We start from the raw sequence: 22,738 nt of genomic DNA on the forward strand, positions 1-22,738 counted from the left end.
CTAACTCACAAATCCCAAAAATAGGCAATTTCGGTATTAAAATTTTATATTTGTTATGTTTTAAATTTACATATATTCTTTTTAAGTTTGGCTTAATTTTATTCAATTACAATTTCACTCACAAAACCAAAAATCAAAGGAGACGAAATGTCTATAAGTGCAAGAAATCAACTAAACGTTGAGATAACGGAGGTAAAATCAGGTGCGGTAAATTCGCTGATAGTAGCTAAAATGCCTGGTGGTGAGACACTAAAAGCGACAGTTACGATAGATAGCGAAAAGGCTCTTGGGCTAAAAGCCGGCAAAAAAGCAGTATTTTTGTTTAAGGCTTCAAGCGTTATCGTCGCTAAAAATGGTGAGCTAAAACTAAGCGCTACAAACCAAATCAAAGGCGTTGTGAGCGAAGTTAAAGACGGAGCTGTAAATTCAGAGATCATCATTGATGCAAAAGGCGATAAAATTTCAGCCATCATAACAAAACATTCATCAGAGCATATGCATCTAAAAGTAGGCGACAGCGTCACTGCGATCATCAAAGCGACACAGATCATCGTCGGCGTTAAATAATTTCAAAGGGCGTTTCGCCCTTTTTCTTCTAAATCCCTCAAATTAATTCGTAAGATTAAGTTTATAAAGCCCGTTTTTGACTTTGCTAAAAATTTTAGCCTTTTGCAGAAGTTTAAAGGTCTCGATGACGGTTGGTTTGCTGACGTTTAAATTTTCGCAAATTTCAGAAATTTTGCAAAAGACAAACCCGTTTTCATCGCAGTTTAAAAGCAGTAAATTTATGATCTCGACCTTCTTTTCGCCTAGTATCGCCGAGTAAATTCCTCTTTCGTTTGGCGTCATAGTAAAGTCCAAAGCGTCAGTACCCAAACGATCGCAGCTATTACGATCGATAAAAATACCGCCGCACTTCCGGCGTCTTTAGCCGCCTTTGCTAGCGGGTGGATGTCTCTCGTGCATAGATCCACACACCTTTCTATCGCTGAATTCACACACTCTGCAAAGAGCACGAATATGAGCGAAGCTATAAGAGCGATGTGTAAATTCAGGCTAGTTGGCAAGAAAAACGAAACGATAATGAGCGGGGCGATGATATAAATTTCTATACGAAAGGAGCTTTCTTTACCGTAAATTTCGCAAAGCCCGTCCAATGCGTATTTCGTATTTTTAAAAAAGTTATATTTTGGCTGATTTCTCATGATCTTCCTTTGGCCTGAAATATATCATTTTGATGCTTACAAATAGTTTTTTGTAGTACTTGGGATTATAATTTTAATACCAGCTTATATATAAAAATTAATTTGATATTTTTAGTAAAAAGTTGATAATTAATTTAAGAAATAGCAACTATCTTACTTCAAAGGAGCGAACATGAAAAAACAAGGTTTATCCAGAAGGGATTTTGTTAAATTTAGTGCAGTAGGCGCTAGCGCTTTGGCACTTAGCGGTATGAATTTAGTCGCTGCAATGAATGAAAAAGACGTCAAATGGGACGAGGAATTCGACGTCGTCATCATAGGCTCGGGCTTTGCCGCTCTTGCAGCCGGTGTGACATCGGCTAAAAAGGGCAACAAGGTCGTTTTGATCGAGAAAATGGGGCGCCTGGGAGGAAATTCCGTCATAAACGGGGGTATTTTTGCCGTTCCAAATAGCGACATCCAAAAGAAAGCCGGCATAAAAGACAGCACGGAGCTTTTTATGAGTGACTGCCTCAAGGCCGGTCGGGGCATAAACCACAGAGAGCTTCTTGAAATGCTTGGTAAAAGGGCGCAAGATGCGTATAAACTAACGCTTGATTGCGGTGCTAAATACATCGATCAGCTCACACATGCGGGCGGCCACTCCGTGCCAAGGAGCCTTCAGACTGAAAACGGCAGCGGCTCTGGTATCGTGCTTCCTATGATCGACACGTTTGAAAAGCTTGACGGTACGACTGTCAAAAAAAGAACGAAATTTGACAACTTCGTCTTTGACGACAAAGGTGCGGTCGTAGGCGTCATCGTGCGAGAAAACTATAAATTTGACGGAAATTTGATGAGCGATGATGTCGAAAACAAAGGCGGTGACACCAAATACATCAAAGCCAAAAAGGCCGTTATGCTGGCTGCGGGCGGATTTTGCCGAGATAAAATTTTTAGACGCTTGCAAGATCCTAGGATCACGCCGGAAACAGACTCCACGAACCACCCGGGAGCCACAGCAGGCGCGCTATTGACGGCATTTAGAGCGGGTGCATATCCCGTACAGCCAAGCTGGATACAATACGGACCTTGGGGATGCGCCGATGAGACCGGCTTTGGCGTCGGCTCGATGTTTAACGTAAACGGCTCTTTCCCGTTTGGAATTTCAGTCAATCCTCGCACCGGCAAACGCTACATGAACGAGCTCGCAGATCGTCGCACAAGGACCGAGGCGATGTTTAAGGTCATTCACGAAAAGGGCGATGATGATAAGAATTTCCCTATAAATTTCTGCGATTCGCGCGCCTTGAAGCATATGTTGCCTGGACACTACGAAAAGGCGCTTGAGGCTGGAATTTGCAAGAAATTTGACACCATAGACGCCTTAGCCGCGGAGTATAAGATCCCAGTAGCCGAGCTTAAAAAAACTATCGCAAGGTATAATGAATTCGTCAAAAAAGGCAAGGACGAGGACTTTGGCAAGCCAGTCGCTGCGACTACTACAAAGGGCATCGACATATCTGTACCGCCGTTTTATGCAGAGCGCGGAACGCCAAAAGTCCACCATACGATGGGCGGGCTAAACATCAACACTAAAGCGCAGGTCATAAATTCGCTGACCGCTCAGCCGATACCAAATCTTTACGCTGCAGGTGAGATAACAGGCGGTGTGCATGGCGCTAGCCGTCTTGGCTCCGTGGCGATAACTGACTGCCTTACATTTGGCATGATAGCTGCCGAGACGATCGGCTAAATTTAGAAAAAGCCCGAGTTTTTCGGGCTTTATTTTATGTTAAATAGGTCTAAATTTTGCTTGTAGACGCTTGTGTTTATATCAAAAAAGCCAAGCAGCGAGTGAAAGACGTTATCCTGAGAGAAGCGCTCGCCTTTTACGTTTTGTAAATTTTGCTTTTTATCCTTTAGGCTTTCGCCAAACCAAGCGATGGCAGGGATATGCTTTTGCTCGTCAGGCGCTATGGCGTATGGCAGACCGTGCAGATAAATGCCGTTTTCTCCGAGGCTCTCGCCGTGATCAGAGAGATAAAATAGTGCTACATCGGCGTTTGTTTCCTGCTCTTTTAGCATGTCGATTAGGTTTGACATTATAAAATCAGTGTAAAGTATCGTATTGTCATAGACGTTTACGATCTCTTCGCTACTGCAGTTTTTTAGCTCGCTCGTTTCGCAAGACGGGCTAAACTGGGCGAATTCTTTTGGATATCTCTCAAAATATGTCGGTCCGTGCGAGCCGATGATGTGGATAAATATCGCCGTATCGTTGTCATCTTTTTTGGCGATCTCTAGCCAGTTTTTAGCATCTTCAAGTAGTACGGTATCCATGCCGACATCTCTTTGGATTACATTTTTCATACGGTCGCACACTCCCTTGCAGCCGTTGTCGTTTTCGGCCCAATACACATCAACGCCTGTTTTTGCCAGGATGTCGATCGCGTTTTCTTGGTTGTTCGCCTTATCGACCGAGAAATTTTCACGTCCTAAATTTGAAAACATGCAAGGGACGGACTGGGCCGTAGCCGTGCCGCAAGAGTAGAAATCCGGCAAGCTAACCACGTCTTTAGCTTGAGTAAATTTGTTCGTATCGTGTAGCTTGTAGCCGTTTAGCGAGTAGTTTGCCGAGCGCGCCGCTTCACCGACTATGAAAATAAGGATCTTTTGCCTGTCACCTTTCACTCTCGTGGCGTCGGCTGCTATGATCTTGAATTCCTCTTTTTTGTAAAAATATCTTTTCTTTATGAATTTATTTGTCGAATATATCGGGTAAAATGGCAAGTTGTAAAATCTAGCGTGATTGTGCTCTCTAAAAAAGGGCATGTACGTCTTTGTCAAAAATACACTAAATACTCCCAAAACGACTAAGCAGCCAAGTGTGAATGAGACTCTTTTGATGAGCTCTTGCTTGAAATTTGCGTATCGCACTTTTACTTTTATGATGTAGATTATCGGCAAAATGCACGTAAAAACGAGCCATAGCACTAGATTAAAATTTAGATAGCTTGCGGCTTCGGCTGGATTGGTCTCAAACACATTTCTTATCATCTCGCTATCTAAAATAACACCGTAAGCACCCATAAAATAAGCGCTTAAACTGCTTATCAGCACCGTAAGTACCGCGATAAATTTCCAAACATAGGGCATCAGTAGGATCGAGTATATAAAATTCGTCAATATAAAATAGATGATAGGAAGCGTGAAAAATATCGTTTTATTGCCATCAAAGCTTATGTCTTTAAGGCAAAATAAGAAAAATTGGTAGTTTAGTAAAAGCATAAAAATACTAAAAACCAAAATCAACGTGAGTGTCTTGATACGTAGGATTCTTTGCATGAAAAACCTTTCAGTAGTATTGAAATAGAATCAAAGACGGTATTTTAATATTTTTTTAGTTATATAAAGCAAAAATTTGATATTTTTCGTCTAATAAATTTAAAATTTTAAGGCTTTTAATGAAACTGATCAGCTGGAACGTAAATGGACTGCGTGCCGTTGCCGCAAAGGACGGCTTTGCGTGGGTGAGTGAGCAAAAGCCTGATTTTCTGGGCTTGCAAGAGATAAAGGTAAAAGAAGCCGACGTGCCGCCTGAAATTTACAAGCTTGACTTTAACGAGATCAGTGTAAATTCCGCAGTGCGAGCGGGGTATTCTGGCGTGATGAGCCTGTCTAAATTTAACACCGCCACGCAAAAATCGCTCTTTTTTAACGACGACGAGGGGCGGGTACTGGAGCACCGCTTCGGCAACTTCGTGCTGTTTAATATTTATTTCCCAAACGGGCAAAAAGATGACGCGCGGCTTGCCTATAAGATGGACTTTTACGCCAAATTTCTCGCATACATCGACGCTCTGGTCGCTCAGGGGCTGGACGTGATATTTTGCGGCGACGTCAATACCGCCCACCGCGAGATTGACCTCAAAAACCCAAAGGCAAACGCCAAAACTTCTGGCTTTTTGCCCATCGAGCGGGCGTGGCTGGATGAGGTCGTGGCGCATGGCTTTATTGACACTTTTCGGCAGGTGCATGGGGACGCGGCGGACGCGTATTCATGGTGGAGTTATCGCTTCAACGCGCGTGCGAAAAACGTTGGCTGGCGGATCGATTATTTTTTCATCTCACAAAGCCTAAAAAGCCGCCTAAAAGACGCATTCATCCTCGCTGACATCGGCGGTTCTGATCACTGTCCGGTTGGTATCGAGATCGAGCTTTGAGATTATCGGTTTTTAAAAGCCTCTATTTATAACAAATCATTGACACTTGCTTTGCTTCTGCTTTGCAGTTGCGAACGAAGTAAAGCAAAAACCCTATTCGCTCCAGGAGCGACCTAGCACAGACGCGAACAGCGTTTCAAGGGAATCTTTTTGCTTCGCAAAAAACGCGATGCTGATTTTGTGCGGGAGCGAGTAGCCGAACATATAGCACGATTTTTTCTGCTTCGCGTTGCTCGCAGCTTTTCAAGACGCTTCGTTGCACTCGCAACTGCAAGCAGAACGTTACGAGTGCGCAGTACGAAGTAAAAATCGGCAGCGATAGCGTCGCTTCACAAGGTTTTTACTCGAATGTTGCTCACATTCTCCTGCTTTGAAAGCTAAAAAACAATGAAATATTTTAACAGAGCTATAAAATTTAGTGAGATCAAATTTTATTAGCGACGATACCCGCATTTTAGGAAATACTCATGGTATCGTTTGTAATTGCTTGTATCGCATAAAATTCGTAAAGTCATCACAATAAACAATAATATTTATATATTTATTAATATTTTAATAATGAATTTTATGTAAAAATATAAATATATTACATAATATTTATGTAAATAGCTCCTGTAAAGAGAGCAAATCCAGCCTAGATATGATCTACTAGGTGTGTGATTAGGATCTTTGTGCCAAGCCCGATTAGTATCAAGCCTCCTAGCACGAGTGCTTTAGCCTCTAGCCAGGCGCCTAAAATTTTACCGACGTAACAGGCCGCTACGCAAAGCACGAAGCAAACTGTTCCGATGATCAAACAAGAGTAGGTTATATCGACATTTGCAAAGCTAAAAGTTATGCCAACAGCGAGCGCATCGATACTGGTGGCGACTGCGCCAAGGGCTAGATCCTTGCTGCTAAGGTTGATCAAACAGGGCTCATCTTTGGTGTGGCGGGCTTCCAAGATCATCTTCGCGCCCAAAAAGCCCAATATGCCAAACGCGATGAAATGGTCGATCTCTTGGATGAAATTTACAAAGCTAAGCCCCAAAATATAGCCTAAAAATGGCATAAGCGCTTGAAAAACGCCAAAAATTAGCGCCGTTTTTAGGACTTGCAAAAAGCCTAAAGTGCGACATTTCGTGCCGCTCGCGATGCTAAGTGCGACGCTATCCATCGCCAGTGCAAACGCCAGTAGTAAAATTTCCATCCGCTTCCTTTTTAAAATTTTGAAGCGTTAGAATACAAAAAGTTTCATTAAAGAATCGATAGTCTCGACCAAATAGCCATCTTTGCAAAGCGGCTTTAGCATCGTAATGATCTCGTTTTTGTCAAATTTCAGCCCGTTTATCTCAAGGTGCCAGCAGATGTTCTCAAGCGCCTCGTCAAAGCTGCGCCTAGCCGTCCTGCTCTCGCTTAAAAGCTCGCTTTTATAGGCTAAATTTTGCACTTTTAGCCACTCTTCGAGGCGACGCGTGGCGGGGTATTCTGACGCCTGCCTGCCAAATTTCTTAAAAAACGGCTCGAGAATGTCCGATGTCCTGGACCTCGCCCAGCCCAGGTAAATTTTGACCTCGCCCAGCGCGTAAAATTTCTTAAAATCTTCTTCGCTCGCTATCGCCGGACTCATCGTCGTAAGCGCGATGTCATAAATTTCATCGTAGCTAAATTCTTGCCAGCTTTTTTGAACGGCGGTCACGTTTTTTACGCTAAATTTTGCGGCGTCTTGCCTTAAAATATCGATCATACCGGCGGAGCTGTCCACTGCGGTAATGTGCGAGGCTTCTTTTGCCAGAAGTAGCGTCCAAACGCCGGTGCCGCAGCCGATATCAACGAGCGACTTGCCGCTAAAATTTACACCGAAATTTTGCAGCGCATCAAAAACTTGTCGCTGAAATTTATTGATACTGCCGTCAAATCTTTGATAATTGCTCGCTTTTTTATCCCAGATATTTTGCATCTAAATCCCCGTTTTTGGGTATAATTTTAGCAAAAAGGGCGGCAAAATGAAAGAATTCATCTACAAGCTAAAAGTCCCGCCGCAGGCTATCGACATGCACGGGCATATGAACAACACTTATTATTTCGTACTCATGCAAGAGGCGGCATTTGCGCACTCTGACGCGGTAGGCGATACGCTGGACGCTCAGCGCGAGCGAAACGGCGTCTGGCTCATCAGGGCTAACGAAGCCACATATATCGCGCCCGTAAAGCTTGGCGATCAAATCGAGATCCACACCTGGACGCAGGCTGATAAAAAGGCTACTTCGTTAAGATTTTTTGAGTTTAAAAAAGATGGCAAGATCATCGCAAAAGCAAAGACGACTTTCGTTTATTTCGATCCGATTTCGCAGCGACCAAAGGCGATCCCGGAGGATATCATCGCGCTTTATGAGTGATCGCACTCTTCGCAGATGCCCTTTATGACGGCACTTTTTACGATCTTTGCTTGCTTTGGCATCGGCACTTCGATATTCGTGACTTTGTGACAGACGTCGCAGATGAAATACGCTTTCGCTCCGTCTGCGAGCTCGTAGTAGCTTTTGTGGTTGTTTTCGGTTTTTACGATGAGGTTTTGCTTCTCAAAGAGCTCCATACTGCGGTAGATCGTCGTTTTGTTCGCATCTAAATTTTGTAAAATTTCGTCGTAGCTAAGAGGCGTTTTGCTGGCGTTTAAAATTTCGACCAGCTGCATCCTCAGCGGCGTAGGCTTTATGTCGTGTTCTTGTAAAAATTTCTCGATGTCCATATTTTGCCTTTAGTTTTGCTTATATTAACGCTAAAATTTTTAAATTTAATTTAAAAAGGCTCTATTATAATAAATCATTGGCGCTTGCTTCGCTTCTGCTTTGCAGTTGCGAACGAAGTGAAGCAAAAACCTTGCTCACTCCGCAAAGCGCCGAACATATAGCACGATTTACGCGGTCAGCTACAGCTTCCCTGTCCTCGTAGCGTAGTCTCGTCACGAGCGGTAGCGAAGTGAAAAATCGGCGGCGATAGCGTCGCTTCACAAGGTTTTTGCTCGAATGCTGTTCGCATTCTCCTGCTTTGAAAGCTAAAAATCAATGAGATGTTTTAACAGAGCCTTTAAAAAATAAAAGCTCTTTTTGACAAAGTAAAATTTAAGCATAGCTAAATAGAATGAGCAGCGAGGCTTAAAGCTGCGAGCGCAGGAAAGCAGAGCAAGACACACCCTCCGATTTTTACTTCACATTGCATATTCGTAACGAGATATGCTACGAATATGCGCCTCACTAGAAAAATAGTCTAAAATTTAGAAATTTCAGATAAAATTCAAACTTAAATCTCTTAAGTTGCAACTTAGTTGCATTTTGCTAAACTTGCGGATTATTTTTAAAGGAGAGATAATGAGAAAAATTTTCACTTTGCTAGTCATAAGTGCAGTTGTATTATTTGCCAAACCTATCGTAACCGCAAGCATTTTGCCGACAAAATACTTCATCGAGCAGATCGCCGGCGACACGCTTGATGTCAATGTCATGGTTGGCAAGGGCGCAGACCCGCACACATACGAGCCAAAGCCAAAGCAGATGAAAGAGCTTGAAAAAAGCAAGCTTTATTTTGCCGTTGGTATCGAGTTTGAGGACGCTTGGCTGGATAGATTTGCAAAGACTTATAAGAATTTAAAGATCGTAAAGACTCAAGAGGGTATCCAAAAGATCGCGATGAGTGAGGAGCATGAGCACGAACATGACGGCGACAAGCACCACGAACACGAGCATCATGATCATGATGGACATCACCATCATCATCATGACGGCCTTGATCCGCACATTTGGCTTGATCCTGTGCTTGTAAAGACTCAGGCTGAAAATATCGCAAACGCTTTGATCGCCGAGTTTCCTGCAAATGCCGAGCTTTACAAGGCAAATTTAGCTAAATTTGAGACTAAGCTTGACGAGCTTGATAAATTCATCGCTGATAAATTGCAAAACGTAAAGAGCCGCGTATTTATCGTATATCATCCGTCGTGGGGATATTTCGCTAAACGCTACAACCTGGAGCAAATCGCTATCGAAGTCGAGGGTAAAGAGCCAAAACCGACCGATATCGCCGAGCTCATCGACGAGGCTAAAGAGCACGGCGTGAAGGTCATTTTCGTAGCTCCGCAGTTTCCTAAAAAAGCGGCTAAGCTGATAGCCGAGCAAGCAGGAGCTACCGTCGAGGAGCTCGATCAGTTGCCTTTAAACTGGCTGGATGAGATGAGAAAAACGGCTGAAATTTTAGCCCGAAGCCTTTAATCAATGCTCGTGCGCATCCTTTTGCTGAGTCTAATTTATCTGCAGGCCTTTGGATGCGCACTCTGCTCGCTTTATAGTCCGACCGCGCACGTAAATACCGCATTTGAGGTCAAACAAGACAAAATTTCGGCGATAAAATTCACATGGACTTTTTCTGAGAATTTCTCGCAGCTCATGCAGCAAAATTTCGACCTGAATTCTGATAAAAAGATCGATGACAACGAGCTTCGCCAGATACGTTTAAACCTACTGGATTACCTTGTCCCGAGGCATTTTCTAGTTGATATCGAGCACTTTTACAAGGACGAAAACGCCACTGAGCTAAAGCTGAATTTAAGAGATTACAAGCTTTATTTCGACGAGGGGCGGCTGAAATTCAACCTTGCGTTCAACACCGACTTGCCTATAAAAAACGACTATGTCATCTCGGTCGAAATTTTCGATAAAGAGGGATATTTCAACTTCAAATTCCTAGACAGCGACGCTTTTAAAATTTCGCCTAAAGTTTGGGTCATACCAAATCCAAACTCAAACGTCATCTTTTACACCCTCTCGACCGAGCAAAGCGCCAAGGAGCACAACGAAAAGCCAAGCTTGAGTGCGGTCGTAAAGCAGCAAAACGAACATGCCGATATAGACGCGATCGACGAGCAAAAATTTGACTCCGTCACAAAGGCCAGCCTTGGCTTTTTAGACGAGCTGAAGCAACTTTTACGGCAAAATTCCGAAACGTTTAAATTCGTCTCGTTTTCGTTCATGCTGCTTTGCTCGTTCATCTACGGCTTTTTACACGCTGCGGGCGCAGGGCACGGTAAGATGCTTACGGGTTCTTATTTTGCGGCGACCGGAGGCAGCTACGTAAAGGCCGCTCTCTTTTCGCTAAAGATCGGCTTTTTGCACGTTATCGGCGCGTTTTTATTCGTTTGCCTGATGTTTGCGCTACTTTCCGGGGTGAGTGCCGGCTACACTAAAGACGCGGGTAGGATAACGACCGTCGCTTCGGCGATAGTCATCATCGCCATTTCGCTTTATATGTTTTATAAAAAGCTGAAATTTTACACCTCAAAGCCTACGGCCAGGCGAAATTCTTATATTTTTGACGTTTCTAAAAACGGCGCACCTGACACCACCCGCGCTAAGATGAAATTTCAGCCCGCAGCACACGCGGCGCAGTGTGGCTGTAATGTCTGCGCGCAGAAAAAAGCCGGGCCAAAGGGCTATCACGAGTGGCTGGTAGCCGCCGCTGCGGCACTTATCCCGTGTCCTGGCACGATCCTGGTTTTCGTGCTGGCTCACGAGCTTGGAAGCTACTTTGCAGGCTTTATGAGCGGTGTATTTATGGCGCTTGGCATGAGTGTGATCATATTCATCGCCGCGGTCTTTGGCGCCAAGCTAAATCAAAACGCCTTTAGCAAACTGAATCATTTTAAAATTTACGCTGAATTCCTAGCTCTTGCAGTGATGCTCGGGCTTGGGGTCTTCATACTTTTTACGACTACGACGCAAGTGAGTGTATTTTGAAGCATACTATCGAGATAAAAGACCTAAATTTTGGCTATGACAAGCAGCTCGTGCTGGAAAATATAAACCTGACCTACGACAGCAAGGACTTTCTAGCTATCATCGGGCCAAACGGCGGCGGCAAAAGCACGCTTTTAAAACTGATGCTGGGGCTTATCTCGCCTCAAAGCGGAGAGATAAGGCTCTTTGGTCAAAAGCCCCAAAATATCAGCAAATTTATCGGATACGTCCCTCAAAATTTCCTCTCTAACCAAAGCTTCCCGATGCGCGTCATAGAGGTTGTTTTGATGGGGTTATTGGATAAAAAGATGTTTGGCTTTTACTCTAAAAGCGAGCGAGCTCAGGCCGAGGGGGCGCTAGAGAGCGTCGGTATGGCGGGCTTTAGCGAGCAGCGCATAGGAGAGCTTAGCGGCGGGCAAAGACAGCGCGTTTATATCGCTCGTGCGCTTTGTGCGAACGCTAAAATTTTGATGCTAGATGAGCCCACGGCGAGCATAGATACAAAGGGTCAGGCTGAAATTTACACTATCTTAAAGCAGATAAACTCGCGCGGTATAGGCGTCGTGCTCGTCAGTCACGATCTAAATATCGCGTTAAACTATGCGACGAAGGTCGCCTACGTCAGTAAAAATTTATATTTGCACGATATCTCGCCTCAGATGATGAAGCGCGATTTCATCGAACATCTAGTGCATGAGCACAACCACTTCTGCGATGTCGAGGTGGCTCTTGGCGAGTGCGTTTGCGAGCATGAAAAGTCGCGAAGCGAAATTTCTGGCGTGAGCGAGCGAAGGCCTGCGACAATGAAATTTAACATCTTTAAAGGCGGCTACGATGGCTGAAATTTTTAGCCTAAGCTTTATGCAAAACGCTTTGCTAGCGGGCATTTTAGTCAGCATAGTCTGCGGCATGATAGGCTCGCTAGTGGTGATAAACCGCATGACCTTCATCGCCGGCGGTATCGCACACGGAGCATACGGCGGTATAGGGATGGCATTTTTCTTTTCGCTGGAGCCGCTGCTTGGCGCGGGGCTGTTTTCGCTGTTTTTAGCCCTCGTCATTGCGACTATCACGCTACATGATAAAACTAAGATCGACTCCGTCATCGGCGCGATATGGGCGTTTGGCATGGCGATTGGTATCATATTTATCGACCTCACCCCCGGCTACAACGCCGACTTGATGAGCTATCTTTTTGGCTCTATACTCGCAGTCAGCCATAGCGATCTGCTTTTCATGGGCGCGATAGATGCGGCATTTATCCTCATCATCGCGGTCTTTTACCGCCAGTTCGTAGCTTTAAGCTTTGATGCGGAATTTGCAAAGCTGCGCGGAGTGGATACGACGTTTTTTTACTATCTGCTTGTGTGTATGATGGCGCTTTGTGTGGTCGCGACGATTCGCGTGGTGGGGCTTATTTTAGTCATCGCACTGCTTACGATACCGCCTTATATAGCTCAAGTCTTTGCCAAGAGGCTAGGCTCGATGATGGTCATCTCGGCGCTTTTTTCGGTGGCATTTTGCGTCGCCGGGTTGATGCTCAGCTTTTGGCTGAATTTAACCAGCGGCGCTAGTATCATCCTCGTAGCTTCGCTTTGCTTTTTTGTGTTTTGTTTTAAATTTAAGGATCTAAGGGGCTAGTTTATCTCGCTCCACTCGTTTTCTAAATTTAAAAGCTTCGTAAATCTTACTCGCTTCAGGAATGACTACGATCACTGACGGTAGCATCGCTTTATGAGGCTTGACTTTATTTTAACAGTTAAAAATTAAAAATTTTATTTGAATAAAAGGAGCAAAGAGCCAAAAGGCTCTTTGATTAAGATTTAGTGAGCAAAATTTATTAGTATTTTACTCCCATGCCCCCAAATTTTAGAGTGTTTGCAGTTTTGTTGTCGTTACTTGTGATATTGTCTTTAAGCTGTACCAAACCAGGCAATTTCCAAACATCTTTGCAAAGACCATCTTCACCTATTGTTGCACCTATCGTGCCGTTGCCTGCATCATTACCTATTGTAAGACAAGTGTCTGTCTTTGCTTTAACAGGGTTTGGTACATTGCTCATGTTTTTAATAGCCGAAAAAGAACCTTGTGACGTATAATAAGCACCAATATCTGCAACCAAAGTTTGGACATTGGTAGCCACCTTTGAAATCTCCGCATCATCTCTAGTAGCTGCTAGTCTTGGGATAGCGACAGCTGCCAAGATACCTAAAATCACGATCACGAAGATCAACTCGATCATTGTAAAACCCTTTTTCATGGTTTTCTCCTTTTTGAAGTTTTGTATTTGTTATACGATTGCGAATTATACTACGAAATTCGTTTTTTTGCAAACAAATTTTAAATTTTTTATAAACTAGCCATTTTGCGGGCTTTGTATGCTTGGTATTTGGCTAAATTCTATCCGTTTACTTTTATAATACGATCCAAGTTCGCTTATGACGATGCCGGCTAGTATTATCGTCGCTCCTGAAATTTGCACTGAATTTAGATGCTCTCCGCCTACAAAATACCCCAGCACGCCCGCGCTCACCGGCTCAAGCGTAAAAATGAGTGCCGCTTTTACAGGCGAGGTGTAGCGAAGCATGAGATGCTGCATGATAAAGCCAAAAAGCGTGGCAAAAACGATAGATATCACCATCGCTTTGTAAAAAGCGTAGTCTAAATTCGGCTTCGCTCCGCCCTCAAAGATAAAAGCAAAGATAAGGCTTAGCACGCAGACGACCGCAAACTGCGTATTTATCAGCATAAAAAGTTCACAGCGCTTGACAAAGATGCTCGTAAATATGATATGAAGCGCCCAAGCAAAGGCGCAAACGACGCTCAAGAGCTCGCCAAAGCTTAGGCCAAACCTGGCATTTGAGAGGAAATAAAGCCCAAGAGCGCCTAAAGATATGCCAACGAACGAATAAACGTAAATTCTTTGACGAAAGAGCAAAAACATCAAAAACGGCACGATGACGACGTTTAGACCCGATATGAAGGCGACCGCGCCGCTATATGTGAATTTAAACGCAAATGTTTGAGCGCTGAAACCGCAAAATAAAAATAGCCCCAAGATGACACCGTATTTTACGGAATTTGGATCAAATTTTCTAAATTTGAGCGTAAAGGCGGACATCAGCACAAACGATATCAAAAATCGCCAAAAAAGTATCGTAAAGACACCGTTTGTCGCGGTCGCTCCCGCCATCGGCAAAAACGTCGCTCCCCAAACCAAAGCGACAAATATGAGCGCGATATCCGCGCGGAATTCTTTCGTTTTTAGTCTATTCATCATATTCCTTTTAGTTTTAGTTCTTTTTGGTAAAATTTTGATACATTATTTAAGTGCTTCGCAAATCTTACTCGCTCACAAAGTGCCGTTCTCGAGAGTAGCGACGGTGGCGAACGAAGTGAAACTAAGCATATAGCACGAAATCAACGGTCAGCTACCGCTTCCCTTAATTTTTGCTTCGTGCTTATGCACTCGCAACTGCGAGCAGAACGGCAGAAATAGTGTCGCTTCATAAGGTTTGACTTCGCTGAAAAGAAATCAAAAATTTACTAAAAAGAGCCTTTATTTTTATAGTATGAGCCTATCTCACTTAGTAAAATTCCAGCCAGTATCACGAGCGCTCCGCCGATCTGAAGCGCACTAAACCTCTCTCCGCCCACAAAATATCCAAGCACGCCCGCACTAACCGGCTCAAGCGTAAAAATGAGCGACGTTTTCATCGGCGTAGTGTAGCGCTGCATCGCGTTTTGAACGAAAAAAGCAAAGACCGTGGCAAAAACTGCCGTGATGATGACGGCTTTGTAAAATTCCGTGTCAAAATTTGGCATGGCCGTGCCCTCGAAAACGACTGCACATATCAAAGATAGTGCGCAGATAGTCAAAAACTGCATGCAAACCAGCGCATAAAGCTCGCATCGCTTTACGAAAACACCTGTAAAAACTATCTGAAGCGCATAGGCAAAAGCGCAGATGACACTTAGCAGCTCTCCTAGCCCCAGGCCAAATTCGCCGGAGGATAAAAAATAAAGCCCGATCGCGCTTAAAAACGCGCCCGCAAACGAGTAGATATAGACCTTTTGCTTGAAAAATAAAAATACTATAAACGGCACGAAAACTACGTTTAGACCTGTTATAAAGGCCACGCTGGAGCTTAGAGCGTATTTTAGCGCGAACGTTTGAAAGGCAAATCCGGCAAATAAAAACGCGCCTAAAATGGCGCCGTATTTTATAGAATTCGCATCGATCTTGCGCACGAAAGCTAGGCTGATTAGCACCATCAGGAAAAACGCTAGCAAAAACCGCCAAAAAAGCAGCGTGAATACGCCGTTTGTATGAAGCGCTTGCGCCATAGGCAAAAACGTGACGCCCCAAACGACGGCGACTGCGACGAGTGCAAGATCGGCGAGGAATTCTTTACTTTTTCTGGCTGACATTTACTTTAGTATATCGTTTAAAATTTTTGCGCCCTTGCCAAGAGTCCCGCCGCGCAAGCCGCTCTCCTTTTCGCTCATGACCTTAAAAAGCCCCTCTAGCGTTTTGCGCGTGATGTAGTCGTTCATATCCTCGTTTTGCTGCGGGATGTATTCGCCTGCGCCAAGGTCTGAGGCTAAATTTTTGAGCGATTTTGCGGTGTCGGAGTTTGTCAGAGCATTGTTTGCAACGAGCGAATTTAGCTTTTTGTAGGCTGTTGCGAACGAGTTGTCGCTCATCATTTTTTCAATGATAGGCTTAAAGACCTTTTGTAGATTTTTGCCCGATCTTTCCTGTAAAAATTTCGTAAAGCTGTCCTCGCTGCCGTTAAGGACCTTTTTTACGTCCGCTTCGCTCATATTTTTTATGGTATCGCTAAAGACGTTCGCAGCTTTTGGTACGGCCTCGCCTGCAGCTTTGTTCATCGAAACGACGAGCTCGTTCGCCCATTTGTCGCCACCTACTTTTTTGGCTAAATTTGCAGCCGTTTGCAGTGAGCTTGGTAGCGGGATCTTGGCCGTAGCGCTGTTTAAAAAGCCGTCTTTTGAGAGCTGATCGACCGCGGCGTTTAGTGCGCTTGCAACGAGGCTTTTATAGTCGCCGTTGCTGCTTGGATTTGCAGAATTTATGGCGCTCATGCCGGAATTTAGCGTATCTTTCCAGCTTGCATGAAGTATGCTAATCACGCCAAACGCAAGCAAAAGCAGGCAAAATTTTCTCATCGCTATCCTTTAGTGAAAAATGCTATATCAAAACGAAGTTAAGCGGATTTATTTTATCAGAAAGTAAATTAAGATATAATGCAATTCTAAAATTTTTGCGGGGAATTTATGCAAGAGCTTTTCTTTTCGCTACTTTTGGCAGTCGATATTTTCGCCCTCGAGGCGTCCTTTGAGCCGTTACTATTTTTAAACTACGATGAGAGCAGGGCGCACCTTGGCAAAAAGCTCTTTTTCGATAAGAGACTAAGCAGCAACGAAAACTACTCGTGCGAGACCTGTCACAACCTCTACTGGGACTTTAGCGGCACGAATTCAAAATACGTCCAAAAGGGCACTCTAAACCCGCCCAGCATCTTAAATGCAGCGTCAAATTATATATTTTACAACGACGGTCGTATCCGCGGCATCCATGCTCAAGTAAAAGAGTCCATCACCTCGCGCTATGAGCTAAATTCCGGTGAAGATAAAATTTTAACCGCCGTAAAGGGCATCGAGGAATATGAAATTTTGTTCGCCCGCATCTACAAAGACGGCATAACTTATGAAAACATAGTCGATGCCTTCGTAGAATTCGAAAAGGCGATACTGACGATAAATTCGCCCTTTGACAGATATCTGGCGGGCGATGAGAGCGCGCTTGGCGAGGGTGAGAAAAAGGGATTTGAAATTTTTAAAAATTTAGGTTGCGTAGCGTGTCATAACGGTAAAAATTTAGGTGCGAATTTGATGCAGGACGTGCGATTTTCAAAGGATATATTAGCCGGCATCTCCTCTCAAAGCGATATGAACAAGCGCCTTTACCGCGTGCCGTCACTTAGAAACATCGCGGCAAGTGCGCCTTATTTGATGGACGGCAGCATAATGACGCTAAAAGAGGCGATAAAACATATCGGCGCAAATCAGTTTATGTATGATCTAAGTGGTGACGAGATCGATGCGCTCTATAAATTCCTGCTTTCTTTAAGCGGCGAACGCCCGAGGATAATGAATGAACCTTCGTCAAATTAAAATTTTCGCTTTTGTGCTGGCGGTAGTATTTGGTGTGTGTGCGTTTTTCATCTACAAAACGAACAAGGCTTTGAGCGTGAGCGGGGAATTCAACAACGCTCTTATAAATTTAAAGCTTGCAAACGACGAGATGAATTTCAACCTCGAAAATAACATACTCGTGCTTAATTACGACGAACTCAACAAAAACGCTAAAAATTTCGACAGGAATTTAACGAAGCTCTTAGCGCTAAACGAGCAAAATTTAGGGCTTGGCCTGCATGATAACGCGGACAAGCTAAAAGAGCTTAGCGAAATTTACACCAAAAAACGTAGGTTCGTCGATAGATCAAACTACGTTAGCTCTGGCATGGCGGCGTTTATCATAGCCGGCGAATACGAAATAAACAAGGATCCCGAGCTAAAAGCGTTCGAGCCTTTGTTTTTGACGATAAAAAATATGATCAGATTTGATCTGCAAACCGTCAAACAAGCCCAGTTGCAGATAGATGAGATGTCCGGGCTAAGCGAGCAAAACGCCAAACAGTCCAATATGCTAAAAAAGGCCAAATACGCGCTAAATTCCATGATCTTGCTAAATACGATCTACACTCAAAGCGCCCAGCTCGGGCTTGGTAAATTTATAGAAAATTTTAGACGCGAAAATCTCATTTGGTATAAAGAGGTGTTTGATAGGCTGAAATTCTTGCAAAGCGTGGCTTTCGTTTTGTTCTTTTGGCTACTGGCGTTTATATTTTATCAAGCAAGACAAAGCGTGAGAAATTTGCGCCAGATAAAGCTTTTAAAGACGACGATAGACGGCGGGCATAGCTCGATAGTATTTTCGGACGTGCTAAATAAAATTTTATACGTGAATAAAACGTTTGAAGAGACGACCGGGTATAAACTAAAAGAGGTAAAAGGCAAAAATCCTCACGTGCTAAAATCCGGCATGCACCCGGAAAGCTTTTACGAGGGCATGCGAGAGGCGATAAGGACGGCGAATTTTTGGGAGAGCGACGAGCTCATCAGTAAGGCCAAAGACGGAAACCTCATCTACGAAAAGGCTAAATTTATCCCGTTTTTCTTTCGCTCTAAGCTCGAAGGATATATCGCCATCAAGCTAAATAGGACCAAAGAGACCATAATGCTAAACGAGCTCGCGGTCAAAAACGAGCAGATAAAGGCGCAGTCGGCGATCGATAAGCTCACCGGCTTTGGCAATTATTTCGCGCTGACTGAAAATTTAGAGGCTAAAAAGGACGGCATGCTTATTTGCATGAGTATTAAAAATTTCAAAACACTTAGATTTTTCTATCAAACCAGGATCATCGACGCCATGCTAAAAGCGATCGCCGATACGCTCAAGCTCTGCGTGGATACCTCGCAGATAAACGCTTGGCTCTTTCGCTTTCAAGACGATGCGTTTTACCTTTGGTACAACGGGGATAATATCGTCCGAGACATCGGCTTTATCAAGGAGTATTTTAGCTTCAACAGGCTTGAGGTGATGATAGATGACAAGCACGAGAGCTTGCCAAACCCCAAAATAGTCATGGGCGTGTCTTTACCAAACGACACGCCTCAGACTAATCGCTTGATGCAGGCTATCTTGGCAAATCAACAAGCCCTGGATAACGGCAGCGAAATTTACTACTATCAAGAAAACGACGCCATCGAGATGCAGTATCACAAGAACCAGCTCGCCACTCAGCTAGTAGAATACGCCCTTGAAAACGATATGGTGATCGTCGAGTGTCAGGGCATTTATGATGTAGATGCGAACGAAAAAGAGGCGAAATTTTACGAAGTCTTGGTGCGCATAATGGATCAAAACGGCAAGATCCGCTATCCGGGTGAATTTTTAGAGATCGCCATGAGGACGCAGCTATACGTGCAAATAACCAAAAAGGTCATCGCTCACGCCTTTGCCCTCGTCGAAAAATACCCGCAATACACATTTTCTATAAATCTTTCAAGCTCCGACATCGCCGATCGCTCCGTCAGAAAGCTACTGGAAGAGAAGCTAAGCGCATGCGCAAATCCCGCTCACGTATGCTTTGAGATGCTAGAAAGCGAGGAGATGAGCGATTATGAAGGCATAAATTCTTTCATAAAGCGCGTGAAAAGCTACGGATGTAAAATTTCGATCGATGATTTTGGCTCGGGGTATTCAAACTATTACCGAATTTTGGAGCTTGACATCGATAACATCAAGATAGACGGCTCGATAATCAAAAAGCTGCCATATGATCAAAATGCGGGCGTCCTAGTCGAAACCATCGTAAATTTCGCTAAAAAGCAGGGCTATAAGGTCGTAGCGGAGTTTGTGAGCTCGCCTGAAATTTTAGCCAAGGTGCAGGAATTTGGCATCAAATACGCACAAGGCTTCTTGCTGGGCAAGCCAAAGTCGATGAGCTAGGCGACCACCACGGTAAATTTAGCCTTTTTATAAGCGTCATTGCTCGAAATTTAGCACTTCGCAAGCACATCTTGCTCTACTGCTCTTTTTGCTTCGATTCCATCTTGTGATCTTTGGGCGACCGCAGTTTTCGAGCGAGCAAAGATAGTCAATATAAAAATAAAATAAAATAAAAATTTTAAGTAAAATAAATCAGCAATTAACGAAATTTTAAAGCTTATGTGGATAATATTTTAAAGTTTGAAAGAAGTGGTGACCCCTACGAGACTCGAACTCGTGTTACCGCCGTGAAAGGGCGATGTCCTAACCGCTAGACGAAGGGGCCGCCGTCGGTCATTAAAGATGGGATTATATTATTTATTTGCTTAATAGAATATAAAAAAGGAAAAAATTGATAAATAAAATTTTAAATTTCACCACGACTATAGTCGCTGCCTTTATCCTTCTTGGCTGCGTAAAAAACGAGCTTCCTCAAAGGTCTCAAACGTTTCAGGTCACTATATTTTCACCGCTTATAAAAATAAACGATATCGGCTTTTTACATAGCTATAAAAACGGTCTGAATTTGCAAATTTACAGCTCTGGCATCAATACCGCGGACATAAAAATAGACGATGAAATTTGCGTCAATCGCGCTTGTTTTTCAAAGACGGAATTTAACGAGAAATTTTTCCTGCGCCCGCATTACGAGACGATATTTCAAGATGTCTTGCAAAAAAAAGAGATCTATGACGGCAAAAATCTCGTTAGAAAAGAGTGCGGATTTGAACAAAATATAAGTAATGATTCAATAGAATATGAAGTTTGTGACAATTTAATAAAATTTATCGACACTAAAAATCGTATAAAAATCATACTCAAAGAGCTGAAATGAGATACATCGGAGCGCACGTGAGCGCTAGCGGCGGCGTGCAAAACGCACCTTTAAACGCCGCAAAGATCGGAGCTAACGCCTTTGCGCTTTTTGTCAAAAATCAGCGTCAATGGTCGGCAAAGCCGCTTGAAAGTGACACTATTTTGGAATTCAAGCAAAACTGTAAGGCCGCGAACATAAGCCCCCAGCATATCTTGCCTCACGATAGCTATCTCATAAATTTAGGCCACTATGACGACGCTAAGCGTGAGCAAAGCTTTAAGGCGTTTGTAGATGAGATAGAGCGCGTGAGCGAGCTTGGGCTGGAGCTTTTAAATTTCCATCCGGGCTCACATCTAAATGAGATAAGCGAAAACGAGTGTCTAAATTTGATCGCAGAGTGCATGAACGAGGCGTTAAAGCGTACTGCCGGCGTGAAGCTCGTCATCGAAAATACCGCGGGACAAGGCTCAAATTTAGGTTTTAGGTTCGAGCAGCTGGCGTATCTGATCGAGCGCACGGACGATAAGAGCCGCGTTGGCGTTTGTATCGACACCTGTCACGCCTTTGCCGCGGGATACGATCTGCGCACGCCTGAAGCCTATAAAAAGACGATGGACGAATTTGACGCCGTTATCGGGTATGAGTTTTTATCGGCGATGCATCTAAACGACTGTAAATTCGGGCTAAATTCCAGAAAAGATCGCCACGAGAGCCTTGGGAAGGGATTTTTGGGGCTTAAAGCGTTTGAGTGTATAATGAACGACGAGCGCATAGGCGAGATCCCGATGATACTAGAGACGATAGATGATAGCATCTGGGCTGATGAGATCAAAATTTTAAGAAATCTACAAAAAGGAAAAAAATGACGAGAAAGATCGCTCTTAGCATGCTTGCGTCATGCTCTTTGCTAAACGCCGGCGGCTATAAAGTGCCTGAACAAAGCGCGGATTCGCTGGGATTGTTAGCCAGCAACGTTGCCATGAGCTTTGGTGCCGATGTGGCCTATTTTAACCCCGCAAATATGATGTTTCTAGACGGTAGGCATCATTTCGAGGGCTCTCTTGGCTGGTTTCACATTGGCGAGCTTAAATTTAAAAACGATAACGGCAAGAGCTACAAATCTGAAAATTTTGACTCCCTGGCTACGACATTTAGCTTCGTTTCGCCTGAATACTATGAAAACTGGCGTTTCGGCCTGGCTTTGGCGGTGCCGGCTGCCGTCGGTATGGCCTGGGAGGATGCAGATACGGCATTTACGGGCAAGAGATTTAAACTGCAAGTAGTCGAGCTAAATCCAACCGTAGCTTATCGCATAAACGACTCGCTTGCCGTGGCGGTCGGTGCGAGAGCCGTTTATAGCAAAGGCAAGGTCGCGAGCGATTTTGGAAGTATCGGATACAGAGAGCTTGAAGGGGATAGCATAGACTACGGCTACAATGCGGCTTTGAGCTTTAGACCGATAGAAAATTTAAGCCTCGCGGCGACTTACCGCTCCAAGGTCAATATGACTATCAAGGGCGATGCAACCGGTACATTTAACAGCCCGCTTAGAGCGATAAACTACAGCGGAGGAGCAAAAGTGCAGATACCATTGCCAGCTCAGCTAGTCTTGGCTGCGGGGTATAAAATTTCAGATCTCACGCTTTTACTGGCCTACGAGAGGACGTATTGGTCGAAATTTAAAGGATATGACTTTGAGTATTCAAACAAAAACGCAGCCCAGACGAACTCTCGTTTTGCCGGGTATTTCAACCGCTTGATGGACGATCCTGTAAATAGAAAATACAGCGACTCAAATACCTACCGCCTAGGAGTGGCGTATGACGCGAGCCAAAGGCTGAGACTAATGGCGGGCTTTGCCTACGATCAGGACGTTTCAAACGCCAGAAATACCGGACTTGAGCTACCAAATACCACCTCACGCGCGTATTCTTTTGGCATAAATTATAAAATTTCAGAGGCGCTTGAGGTCGCGCTTGGCTATGTCTATCAAGACAGACACCAAAAACGCGCCGAAAATATCCCAAACGGCCAAAACAGCACCATTTCGGGAGAATTTGGACGCGGGGCTATACAGATCTTGGCTACAAGCTTTAAATATAATTTTTAGG

At 44.1% G+C, this 22,738-nt stretch carries 23 protein-coding genes and 1 tRNA gene; 13 read left to right on the forward strand and 11 right to left on the reverse strand.

The features are described from left to right. Positions 1 to 147: 147 nt before the first annotated feature. Positions 148 to 567, forward strand: coding sequence for a TOBE domain-containing protein (locus CCVT_RS00510; protein ID WP_009649852.1), 420 nt, complete (start codon positions 148 to 150; stop codon positions 565 to 567). Between the two features lie 42 nt (positions 568 to 609). Here the strand turns inward: CCVT_RS00510 and CCVT_RS00515 are convergent, their stop codons facing one another. Next, positions 610 to 849 carry a replication/maintenance protein RepL gene (locus CCVT_RS00515; protein ID WP_018137337.1) on the reverse strand — a complete coding sequence of 80 codons (240 nt, stop codon included), beginning with the start codon at positions 847 to 849 and terminating at the stop codon, positions 610 to 612. After that, entirely contained in the window at positions 846 to 1,205 is a 360-nt protein-coding gene (locus CCVT_RS00520; protein ID WP_018137338.1) for a diacylglycerol kinase, read from the reverse strand. The genes CCVT_RS00515 and CCVT_RS00520 overlap by 4 nt, the downstream gene beginning before the upstream one ends. Positions 1,206 to 1,377: 172 nt before the next feature. On the opposite strand from CCVT_RS00520, the gene CCVT_RS00525 reads away from it, so the two are divergent. After that, complete coding sequence (locus tag CCVT_RS00525) at positions 1,378 to 2,940, forward strand: flavocytochrome c (protein ID WP_018137339.1); 1,563 nt, start codon at positions 1,378 to 1,380, stop codon at positions 2,938 to 2,940. 29 nt (positions 2,941 to 2,969) lie between these two features. Here the strand turns inward: CCVT_RS00525 and CCVT_RS00530 are convergent, their stop codons facing one another. Then, entirely contained in the window at positions 2,970 to 4,532 is a 1,563-nt protein-coding gene (locus CCVT_RS00530; RefSeq protein ID WP_018137340.1) for a phosphoethanolamine transferase, read from the reverse strand. A gap of 119 nt (positions 4,533 to 4,651) precedes the next feature. On the opposite strand from CCVT_RS00530, the gene CCVT_RS00535 reads away from it, so the two are divergent. Continuing rightward, complete coding sequence (locus CCVT_RS00535) at positions 4,652 to 5,410, forward strand: exodeoxyribonuclease III (protein ID WP_018137341.1); 759 nt, start codon at positions 4,652 to 4,654, stop codon at positions 5,408 to 5,410. A 634-nt stretch (positions 5,411 to 6,044) separates the two neighbouring features. Here CCVT_RS00535 and CCVT_RS00540 read toward each other — a convergent pair. Next, on the reverse strand, positions 6,045 to 6,599 hold the full coding sequence (locus CCVT_RS00540) for a manganese efflux pump MntP (RefSeq protein WP_018137343.1): 555 nt from the start codon (positions 6,597 to 6,599) through the stop codon (positions 6,045 to 6,047). A gap of 27 nt (positions 6,600 to 6,626) precedes the next feature. Beyond that, positions 6,627 to 7,349 carry a class I SAM-dependent methyltransferase gene (locus tag CCVT_RS00545; RefSeq protein WP_018137344.1) on the reverse strand — a complete coding sequence of 241 codons (723 nt, stop codon included), beginning with the start codon at positions 7,347 to 7,349 and terminating at the stop codon, positions 6,627 to 6,629. Between the two features lie 46 nt (positions 7,350 to 7,395). Between CCVT_RS00545 and CCVT_RS00550 the strand changes: the two genes are divergently transcribed. Further along, complete coding sequence (locus CCVT_RS00550) at positions 7,396 to 7,788, forward strand: acyl-CoA thioesterase (RefSeq protein WP_009649475.1); 393 nt, start codon at positions 7,396 to 7,398, stop codon at positions 7,786 to 7,788. Here CCVT_RS00550 and CCVT_RS00555 read toward each other — a convergent pair. Then, positions 7,779 to 8,138: a Fur family transcriptional regulator gene (locus CCVT_RS00555; RefSeq protein ID WP_011991691.1), complete on the reverse strand. Its 360-nt coding sequence runs from the start codon at positions 8,136 to 8,138 to the stop codon at positions 7,779 to 7,781. The genes CCVT_RS00550 and CCVT_RS00555 overlap by 10 nt on opposite strands. A 619-nt stretch (positions 8,139 to 8,757) precedes the next feature. Here CCVT_RS00555 and CCVT_RS00560 point away from each other — a divergent pair. Genes CCVT_RS00560 through CCVT_RS00575 form a run of 4 tightly spaced genes read left to right on the forward strand, consistent with a single transcriptional unit; the run spans position 8,758 to position 12,813 of the window. Next, entirely contained in the window at positions 8,758 to 9,651 is an 894-nt protein-coding gene (locus tag CCVT_RS00560) for a metal ABC transporter solute-binding protein, Zn/Mn family (RefSeq protein WP_018137346.1), read from the forward strand. Positions 9,652 to 9,672: 21 nt separating this feature from the next. After that, entirely contained in the window at positions 9,673 to 11,172 is a 1,500-nt protein-coding gene (locus CCVT_RS00565) for a nickel/cobalt transporter (protein WP_233445231.1), read from the forward strand. Further along, positions 11,169 to 12,014 (forward strand): metal ABC transporter ATP-binding protein, encoded by an 846-nt coding sequence (locus CCVT_RS00570; RefSeq protein WP_018137348.1) that lies wholly within the window; start codon positions 11,169 to 11,171, stop codon positions 12,012 to 12,014. The genes CCVT_RS00565 and CCVT_RS00570 overlap by 4 nt, the downstream gene beginning before the upstream one ends. Beyond that, positions 12,007 to 12,813: a metal ABC transporter permease gene (locus CCVT_RS00575; protein WP_018137349.1), complete on the forward strand. Its 807-nt coding sequence runs from the start codon at positions 12,007 to 12,009 to the stop codon at positions 12,811 to 12,813. Before CCVT_RS00570 ends, CCVT_RS00575 begins: the two co-directional genes overlap by 8 nt. 199 nt (positions 12,814 to 13,012) lie before the next feature. Here CCVT_RS00575 and CCVT_RS00580 read toward each other — a convergent pair whose 3' ends face one another. From CCVT_RS00580 to CCVT_RS00595, 4 genes are all read right to left on the reverse strand, one after another. After that, positions 13,013 to 13,432 (reverse strand): type II secretion system protein, encoded by a 420-nt coding sequence (locus CCVT_RS00580; RefSeq protein ID WP_018137350.1) that lies wholly within the window; start codon positions 13,430 to 13,432, stop codon positions 13,013 to 13,015. Positions 13,433 to 13,528: 96 nt separating this feature from the next. Beyond that, positions 13,529 to 14,449 carry a DMT family transporter gene (locus CCVT_RS00585; RefSeq protein WP_018137351.1) on the reverse strand — a complete coding sequence of 307 codons (921 nt, stop codon included), beginning with the start codon at positions 14,447 to 14,449 and terminating at the stop codon, positions 13,529 to 13,531. Positions 14,450 to 14,718: 269 nt separating this feature from the next. Beyond that, positions 14,719 to 15,603 (reverse strand): DMT family transporter, encoded by an 885-nt coding sequence (locus CCVT_RS00590; RefSeq protein ID WP_018137352.1) that lies wholly within the window; start codon positions 15,601 to 15,603, stop codon positions 14,719 to 14,721. After that, complete coding sequence (locus tag CCVT_RS00595; protein ID WP_018137353.1) at positions 15,604 to 16,362, reverse strand: DUF4197 domain-containing protein; 759 nt, start codon at positions 16,360 to 16,362, stop codon at positions 15,604 to 15,606. A 108-nt stretch (positions 16,363 to 16,470) separates the two neighbouring features. Here CCVT_RS00595 and CCVT_RS00600 point away from each other — a divergent pair, with 108 nt between their 5' ends. Together CCVT_RS00600 and CCVT_RS00605 are read left to right on the forward strand one after the other, a co-directional pair. Beyond that, positions 16,471 to 17,370 carry a cytochrome-c peroxidase gene (locus CCVT_RS00600; protein WP_018137354.1) on the forward strand — a complete coding sequence of 300 codons (900 nt, stop codon included), beginning with the start codon at positions 16,471 to 16,473 and terminating at the stop codon, positions 17,368 to 17,370. Further along, positions 17,351 to 19,771: a sensor domain-containing phosphodiesterase gene (locus CCVT_RS00605; RefSeq protein ID WP_018137355.1), complete on the forward strand. Its 2,421-nt coding sequence runs from the start codon at positions 17,351 to 17,353 to the stop codon at positions 19,769 to 19,771. Before CCVT_RS00600 ends, CCVT_RS00605 begins: the two co-directional genes overlap by 20 nt. 250 nt (positions 19,772 to 20,021) lie before the next feature. Here the strand turns inward: CCVT_RS00605 and CCVT_RS00610 are convergent. Further along, a tRNA-Glu gene (locus CCVT_RS00610) sits at positions 20,022 to 20,096 on the reverse strand. A 66-nt stretch (positions 20,097 to 20,162) separates the two neighbouring features. On the opposite strand from CCVT_RS00610, the gene CCVT_RS00615 reads away from it, so the two are divergent. From CCVT_RS00615 to CCVT_RS00625, 3 genes are read left to right on the forward strand one after another with little or no spacing between them, the layout of a single operon-like run. Then, positions 20,163 to 20,645, forward strand: coding sequence for a hypothetical protein (locus tag CCVT_RS00615; RefSeq protein ID WP_018137356.1), 483 nt, complete (start codon positions 20,163 to 20,165; stop codon positions 20,643 to 20,645). Next, a complete protein-coding gene (gene nfo / locus CCVT_RS00620) occupies positions 20,642 to 21,493 on the forward strand; it encodes a deoxyribonuclease IV (RefSeq protein WP_018137357.1) in 852 nt (283 codons plus the stop codon). Before CCVT_RS00615 ends, nfo begins: the two co-directional genes overlap by 4 nt. Then, positions 21,490 to 22,737, forward strand: coding sequence for an OmpP1/FadL family transporter (locus CCVT_RS00625; protein WP_018137358.1), 1,248 nt, complete (start codon positions 21,490 to 21,492; stop codon positions 22,735 to 22,737). The genes nfo and CCVT_RS00625 overlap by 4 nt, the downstream gene beginning before the upstream one ends. Position 22,738: the final 1 nt, after the last annotated feature.

The organism is Campylobacter curvus, from assembly GCF_013372125.1.
Lineage (GTDB): Bacteria > Campylobacterota > Campylobacteria > Campylobacterales > Campylobacteraceae > Campylobacter_A > Campylobacter_A curvus.